Below are 7,953 nucleotides of genomic sequence, written 5' to 3'. Positions count from 1 at the left end.
ATGTTCAGCTAGCTGATCCATGATCTATACCTGCCAAACATTATTTAATAAGGTCAATACAATACTCACTAATTAATCACAGCCTTTTTATAACGCTTGATATACAGCGGCTAAGCTTTAAGGCACCCGACATACTATGCCTGGCGCGGCATCAAGGTTAATTTAATAATTCGAGTATAGGACAAGCTGAATACACGTCTAACCAAAACCGAGAATAATTTCATTTTTTCACCGGGACTGGCTAAAGATCACAGACTTACCGTGCGATACGCCAAATTCCTAACGATTTCACTTAAACTGATTAAACCTGCACAAGCATGCTAAAGTAATTAAAGAATTAATATACTTCTGCATAAAAGCTAAGTATTAACATACTCTTTTTATCAAAATATACCTTGAGACTATTCTCATTCATTAGAGTATTCACACTAATTAACAATTGGGGCTACGCTGCTTGAATTTATTGATAGAAGATTTACTTGGGGCGCATAAGAAGCTAATCATGGACCCAGTACACGGTGGCATACCTCTTTTGAGCCACGAAGTGGCCATGGTGGACCACCCTTTATTTCAGCGACTACGCTTTATTTGTCAGAACGATATCCTTTCTCTCGTATTTCCTGGCGCGACTCACTCACGCTTTTTACATAGCGTAGGTGTCATGCATGTTGGCGGGCGCATGTTCCGCGCAATGATTGAAAACTGTCTGAAACGCTGCTCCCAAGAACAGCGTTCAGTGGTAAAAACCGACACACTAGAAGCTATCAGCTACTTTCACAGGCTTGTTCGTTGTGCCTGCCTTCTACATGATGTTGGACATAGCAGCTTCTCGCACCAATTCAATCGAACCCCCTCTATTAAATCCCTTCTTGCTCAAGGAGGACGTTTTGAACATCTTTGGGCAGGCATTGACACCAGCGCTATCTATAAAGATCCGCCAACAATACTCGAGCATGAGCACTTTTCAGTTCGTGCTGCCTGGCAAATACTGCAAGATATCGATAACAAAGCACCAAGCCTGGAACCTTTAGATATTCTGTCTCTGATGGAAACCACCTCAATTTCCCCAAGTGATTTATTTAATCGACACGCTCACGCCCTTTGGCCGCTGATTGCTCCCAGCGACCTGGCGAATAATCCGGACTCCTTACCTGATGAATTCGCCAGCAAATTACAGCATGTTTTATCAAGCCTGGTATCGGGTGAGCTGGATGCAGACCGCGCCGATTACATGCTTCGCGACGGTTTTCACTCCTCGGTCACAATTGGAGGCTTTAACCTGGACCACCTGCTAAGCAATATTCATTTTGGTTGGTGTCCACAAACTAACTGGTTCGGTCTGGCAATTGCGGAAAAAGGCCTAAGCTCTCTAGAAGACTTTGTTTATAGTCGTCACCAAATGTATCGACAAGTCTACGCGCACAAAACAGCTCAAGGCTTCGACTGGCTGCTCCGCGCTGCGATTGATGAAGTGATGCAAAACCCCGAAGTGTCGAGCTTCGTTAACGCCAGTCTGGACAATATTGATAGTTTCAAGTATCTAACAGACAGCTATTTCTGGGAAGCTTTTCGAAAGCACGCTTCGGTTAAGAAAAACTCTTACTCTTCCTGTATTCTGGATAGACATAAGATGCGCTATCTAGCGACACGAGACAACCTCAGCAAAGAAGAAGAGCTTCATTACCTAAATTTCTTATCAAAGGAATTTGGTCACCCTGAGCAGCAATTAGTCTCATCTAGCATTACTGCACGATTCACAAAAATCAAAGATGGTTTTGAAGACATCAAAGTATTAGTATCAGATCATCAAAGACAAGCACCGACCTTAAAATTAATCTCGGATACCAGTCGTTTTTTTGATAAATTTACCGACGAAAGGATTACACACTTTTATCTTAATCCCGTCGACAAGGAAACGTATTAAGTTTACACGATAAGGACCCGGACGTTTAATGAAAACAAGAGATCGAATACTCCATAAAAGCCTGGAGCTTTTCAATGAGCTGGGTGAACCGAATGTCACCACGCTATTGATTTCTGACGAGCTTGATATAAGCCCGGGGAACCTTTACTACCACTTCAAAAGTAAAACTGACATTCTGACGAATTTATTTGAGTGGTTTGAAAATGAAATGGGAGCTCTGTTGGAAGCGCCCAATACAACGCCAGATATCGAGGATCAATGGTTCTTTCTGCACTTGATATTCGAGCACATTGAAAAGTACCAATTTCTTTATAAAGATATCGTCCATGTGCTCGGTCGCCATGACAATATCAAGCTACGCTTCAATAAAATCATTCAAAAGAAAAGGAAAGCTACGCTCAATATTTTGAAGGGACTAGAAGAGCAAGGCAGTATCGAAGCAAATAATGATGAGCTCGAAGCCTTGTGTGAGAATATCGTACTAACGGCAACGTTCTGGATCAATTACTGCATTGTCTCGAGCAACAAGAGTTTGTCTGAAGACATGCTCGCTCGAGGCGTTTATCAGGTTATCTCGCTGGTGGCACCGTTTTTAGATAAAGAACAGCGCCAACTACTCAACGAATTGAAAAAGGCCTACTTGTAGGCCGTTCTTCTAATCATTGATCAAACGATTATTTCTCAGCCAGTTTGGCCTCAAGCTCAGACACACGTTGTTCCAGTTCCGCAACACGATGATTAGTTGGAATCCCTAAGCGCACCAAAGCCGATGATACTCGCTGATCGAAAACACTCTCAAGCTTACCGAAGGTACCGCTGGCTTTCTCTCTAACATCCTCAACACGATCCTCTACCGCCTTGAACTGTTTTTCTACTACGCCACGGGTCAGGCTTTCTATTTCCTCACCTTCCTTTACAAGCTTGTCGAAAATCTTTCCGGTATCTTCTTCAGCTTTATTGTAGGCCCCTAAACCTGCCAACCAGATCTGACGTGCAGACTCTTTGATTTTCTCGGATAGCTGCGAGCTCTGGTCACCATCCTTTATTTGTTTGATCTCATCGCTCTGGTCGATATCTTTTGACATATTTCACCCTCTCGTTCGAGACTACTCAATACGGGTAATCGTGTCGCTATACACCCGGTATTGATTCAGTAACTAGCGTTTAACCAGCCCTGCATTAATAAGATTTTACAATTTAGCCTTTGTTGAATGCAGCTTTATTGTCTATACCCAATAGTATCGATAATAAAAGGTTTATGAAATGGGTTTGATAAGTAAATCGGCACTAATTGATTTAATCGTAGGCTGGTTGACACACGAGCGTCCTCCCAGCAGCATTCCTATGAGTGACTTTGAGCGCACACGCTACGAAATCAAACCTGGCGACGTAATCCTCATCGAAGGTCGTAGCCGAGTGAGTGATGTCATCAAAACCATTACTCAAAGCTGCTGGTCACATGCCGCTCTGTATATTGGCCGGCTTCATGAAATTGAAGACCCTACCACAAGACAAAAGGTTAAAGAATATTTTGACGGGCAACCCGACGTTCAGCTCATTGTCGAAAGTGAACTTGGTATGGGTACGCTAGTCAGGCCGCTATCAACTTACGATAGAGAGCATATGCGCATTTGCCGACCTAGGGATTTAACCTATGGCGATGCTCAAAAAGTAATAAATTACGCAGTCGGCCGACTTGGTACCGACTACGATATTCGCCAAATCTTCGATTTACTACGCTTTCTGTTTCCCTGGCTAGTGATGCCACGAAAATGGCGCTCGAGCCTATTCACCTCACATGTAGGCACCACAACGAAGACAGTCTGCTCAACAATGATCGCAGAGGCTTTTGCTTCAATTCAGTATCCGATTCTTCCCTTGGTCAAGCGCAGCGAGCAACATGAAGTAAAAATCTATCGACGCAACCCCAAACTGTGCACCCCCAGTGATTTCGATTACTCCCCCTATTTCGACATCATCAAATACCCTTTTATGAATTTTGCCCAATCACAACCTCATTACCGCCTATTGCCCTGGGATACGGACAATATTCACTCAGAACACAAACCACACCGCTAAGTGCTGGAGTTCCAGCACAGGCTAATCTCTCGTCGGCTAAAAACCATATCAAAGGTTAGCACGCCAACTTAGAAGAAAATATCATTAAAAAATGCTTGTTTTTTGAGCGATCTGACTAATACTTTGAGTGTCTGATAAGCGAAGTGCAATTATCAGCAATGAAAGACTTTCATGGATACTACTCGCACTATTTACCGGATTCGTATCCCAGCGAATCCGGTTTTTTTGCTTGACCTGAATTAAGAACATACTTCTCTTAGGTAATCTCAAATCCAAGCGATTTAATCAATAACTCTGCTCATGACTCTGCTACACTAAAACTAACAGACTGAATCTTTGTTCATTTATCAATTCTATCAAGTACTATCAGGTTCAGATTTTCAAAACACTCCAATATAAGTACGTTCAGGCACACTACCGGCTCAATGAATATTTCATTCTTAACTATTTCAAATAGTATTGGACTCCTGGCCTTCCTGCTACTCGCAGTATTTATCGCTAGCAAGTATTTACGCAGATCCGTTGATCGTTCCTTACTACTTGCTGCGCTAGCAAGCAGTTTATGGATGGGCGCATTGGTCGCACAAGGCTTAGGCTTTGATGTGCCATTCTATCTACGATACACCTTTGAACTCATTCGCAATGCAGCCTGGTTTGACGTTCTCTACGCGCTCTTGGGGATTAGCTTCATTCCTAACCAACAACAAGGCAGAGACCGCTTTTATCTCAGTTCGGCCATTCTCGCTCTGCTCGCTGCTATGGTCTTTATTACCTTGGCCCAAGGTATCTCAGGCTCACAATGGGTGTCCAGCTATTCGATTCTGTTGTTTCAGGTATCACTTTCTATCGTCGCACTTTTACTTTTAGAACAAGTATGGCGTAGCGCGAATATGTATAGCCGTTCCGGAATCAAATACCTAACCATCGCGATTGGCACCCTGTTCTGCTACGACTTCTTTATGTATTCAGATGCACTCTTGTTTCGCGAGTTATCCGCCCCACTATGGGAAACGCGCGGCGCAATTAATGCCCTGGCCGCTCCTTTTATCGCGTTGACTTTAATGAACAACCAAAAACAAGTCATCGGAATGCACGTCTCACGTCAAATGGCTTTCCATTCGACAACACTGGTGGTCGCCGGAATCTACCTTATCTTAATTTCTGCCGGTGGCTACTATATCAGTGTATTTGGTGGCACGTGGGGTGAAGCTCTACGAATACTGTTTATCGTAATCGGCCTAATAACATTAATACTTCTAATTAGCTCTCCAATTCTACGCGCACGTATAATGGTTTTTATTAGTAAGAATTTTTTCGACTATAAATACGACTATCGCGACGAATGGATCAAGAGTACACGCGCGCTTTCTGATACAGATACCTCCCACCCTCCATCACTACAGGCGATAAAAATCCTTGGCGACTTGGTCGGGAGCCAGTCGGGCGCGATCTGGATTAAAGACGAGGAAGGTTTATTCAAACCCAAAGCACAATACCACCTACCTGATGCAAAGTTCGGAGACATCGACCATCATTCCGAGCTAATAACCTTCTTCACCCAAAATGACTGGATCATCAACCTCGATGAATACATGCTAGACCCAAGCAAATATAAGCTGATCGAAATTCCGGAAAGCATGCTTCACCTCGAGCACCCATGGCTGATTCTGCCCCTTGGGGTCGGTGAAAACCTATCCGGATTAGTCTTGCTATGTGAACCCATCGCAACGATTGACCTAAACTGGGAGAATTACGACCTGTTGAAAATTGTTTCTCAGCAAGCATGTAGCTACATTGTTCAAAGTGACTCTCAGGAAAAGCTAGGTACTGCCATGCAGTTCGAAGCGGTAAATAAAGCATCTGCCTTTCTGGTTCATGATATAAAGACCATTATCGCGCAGCTATCTTTGCTCGTTAAGAATGCCGAAAAGCACAAATCCAACCCTGCTTTTGTTGACGATATGATTCGCACGACAAGCCATACAGTCGAGAAAATGGATCACCTGCTACAGCAAATTCATAATCCAAACCAGAACAATGAGGAAGCTTCCGTTGAGCTAGGTGAAATATTGCTAGAGATCTACCAAAGTCATAAAAAATCTAGCCCATCCCCGTCTTTAGAAGCACTTGAGCAGCCAATATGGATACATGCAGACAAAGAACAACTGCGTTCCGCAATAGGGCATATCGTTCAAAATGCCATAGATGCGACCGACAAAGCAGGAGAGGTCTCCATTGCCAGCAAGCAAACTTCCGAGCATATCTTTCTTTTTATACAAGACAGCGGCATTGGTATGAGCGAAGAGTTCATTCAGAACCAATTATTTAAGCCTTTTGAAAGTACCAAAGGCCTTACGGGTATGGGAATCGGCGTGTACCAAAGCCGTGAATATTTAAGAAAACTAGGCGGCACAATCAGCGTCACGAGCCAGATAGAAGTAGGCACCTGCTTCACCTTAAAAATTCCTCTGGCTAAAGGTTAATTCAAGGGTAAAATTTCAATGCTATTTCAAAGACTGTACGGGTAATTAAACGTGAAACGAAAACTTTTAATTGTAGAAGATGATCCTGGCCTACAAAGCCAAATGCGTTGGTGTTTTGAAGGCGTTGACGTACATCTCGCATCAGACAGGGAAGCTGCGTTGTCCATACTCCGTCGTGAAGAGCCACAAGTCGTGACACTGGATCTTGGACTACCTCCAGACCCAGGCGGTTCAAGCGAAGGCTTTCAAGCGCTCGAAGAGATACTAAGGCTAGCCCCAACAACAAAAGTAATCGTTGTTACTGGACGGGAGGAAAAAGAAAATGCTGTCAAAGCTGTTGGCTTGGGCGCAAGTGATTTTTTCCAAAAACCTTTAGATGCCGATATTCTTTCATTTATTGTTGATCGAGCCTTCCGCATGCATGAGCTGGAGAAGCAAAATCAAGAACTATCAACAGGCTCATCCTCATCACGCTTAGCGGGCATTATAGCGAGTAGCAGCAAGATGCTAGAAGTCTGTCGAATGATAGAAAAAATAGCACCTGCTGATGTGACGACCCTTTTATTAGGTGAAACCGGGACAGGAAAAGAAGTACTCGCGAAAGCAATTCATCAAGTTAGCCCAAGGCAAGATAACCCGTTTGTCGCTATTAACTGCGGAGCAATTCCTGAAAACCTGCTTGAAAGCGAGCTATTTGGACACGAGAAAGGTGCTTTTACTGGCGCAACCCAAACCAAACAAGGAAAGATTGAACTCGCAGATAGCGGCACTTTATTTCTTGATGAAATTGGCGACATGCCGATGCCGCTTCAAGTTAAGCTATTACGCTTCCTTCAGGAAAGAGTGATTGAAAGAGTTGGCGGCGTTAAACCGATACCCGTAGATGTTCGAGTTGTTTGCGCAACCCACCAGAATGTCCAACAACTCATTGACCAAAACTTATTCAGAGAGGATCTCTATTATCGAGTGAGTGAAATTTCTCTCAATATCCCCCCCATCAGGGAGCGTGACGGTGATGCGATTATCATTGCACAAGCTTTGCTTAAAACTTTCGCTCAACAAATGAACCGTCCGACATTAGCATTTAACGAAGATGCGATGCGAGCAATAAAGAGCTATGAATGGCCAGGTAATGTTCGAGAAATTATTAACAAAGTAAAGCGGGCAGTCATCATGGCTGATGATAAGCTTGTCACGAGCTCAGACCTTGAGCTGTCAAATGATGCTTGTGCGACTGAAGAGGCGCTTAATCTTCGCCAAATAAGAGACGCAGCAGAAAAAACGGCAATCACACAAGCTATTCATGCCGCACAGAATAATATGGCGCAAGCAGCTAGACTACTCGGAATTACTAGGCCGACACTCTATAACCTGACGGAAAAGTTTGGAATTAATACCCACGAGCAATAGCCCTATTCGCTACACTCATAGGAGTAAGAAAAAAGCCTGCTTCATGCAGGCTTTTTC

Annotated in this window: 6 protein-coding genes; 5 read left to right on the top strand and 1 reads right to left on the bottom strand. The window is 43.7% G+C overall.

Features of this window, described 5'->3' with window-relative positions:
• Positions 1 to 454: 454 nt before the first annotated feature.
• Positions 455 to 1,924 (top strand): HD domain-containing protein, encoded by a 1,470-nt coding sequence (locus A3729_RS20055; RefSeq protein ID WP_231875476.1) that lies wholly within the window; start codon positions 455 to 457, stop codon positions 1,922 to 1,924.
• 28 nt (positions 1,925 to 1,952) lie between these two features.
• The gene (locus A3729_RS20050) at positions 1,953 to 2,570 is read left to right on the top strand and encodes a TetR/AcrR family transcriptional regulator (protein WP_068508108.1); all 618 of its coding nucleotides are present in this window, start codon (positions 1,953 to 1,955) and stop codon (positions 2,568 to 2,570) included.
• Positions 2,571 to 2,598: 28 nt separating this feature from the next.
• Here A3729_RS20050 and A3729_RS20045 read toward each other — a convergent pair whose 3' ends face one another.
• Complete coding sequence (locus A3729_RS20045; protein ID WP_068515273.1) at positions 2,599 to 3,009, bottom strand: phasin family protein; 411 nt, start codon at positions 3,007 to 3,009, stop codon at positions 2,599 to 2,601.
• Between the two features lie 178 nt (positions 3,010 to 3,187).
• Between A3729_RS20045 and A3729_RS20040 the strand changes: the two genes are divergently transcribed.
• The 3 genes from A3729_RS20040 (at position 3,188) to prsR (ending at position 7,896) form a co-directional block, all read left to right on the top strand.
• Positions 3,188 to 4,003, top strand: coding sequence for a YiiX/YebB-like N1pC/P60 family cysteine hydrolase (locus A3729_RS20040; protein ID WP_068508906.1), 816 nt, complete (start codon positions 3,188 to 3,190; stop codon positions 4,001 to 4,003).
• Positions 4,004 to 4,428: 425 nt separating this feature from the next.
• Positions 4,429 to 6,486 (top strand): XrtA/PEP-CTERM system histidine kinase PrsK, encoded by a 2,058-nt coding sequence (gene prsK, locus A3729_RS20035; protein ID WP_068515274.1) that lies wholly within the window; start codon positions 4,429 to 4,431, stop codon positions 6,484 to 6,486.
• A 51-nt stretch (positions 6,487 to 6,537) separates the two neighbouring features.
• The gene (gene prsR / locus A3729_RS20030) at positions 6,538 to 7,896 is read left to right on the top strand and encodes a PEP-CTERM-box response regulator transcription factor (RefSeq protein WP_082865148.1); all 1,359 of its coding nucleotides are present in this window, start codon (positions 6,538 to 6,540) and stop codon (positions 7,894 to 7,896) included.
• Positions 7,897 to 7,953 lie beyond the last annotated feature (57 nt).

Source organism: Oleiphilus sp. HI0043, assembly GCF_001634935.1.
Note: the sequence above shows the minus strand (reverse complement) of the source record. Positions and strands in the feature narration are given on the sequence as shown.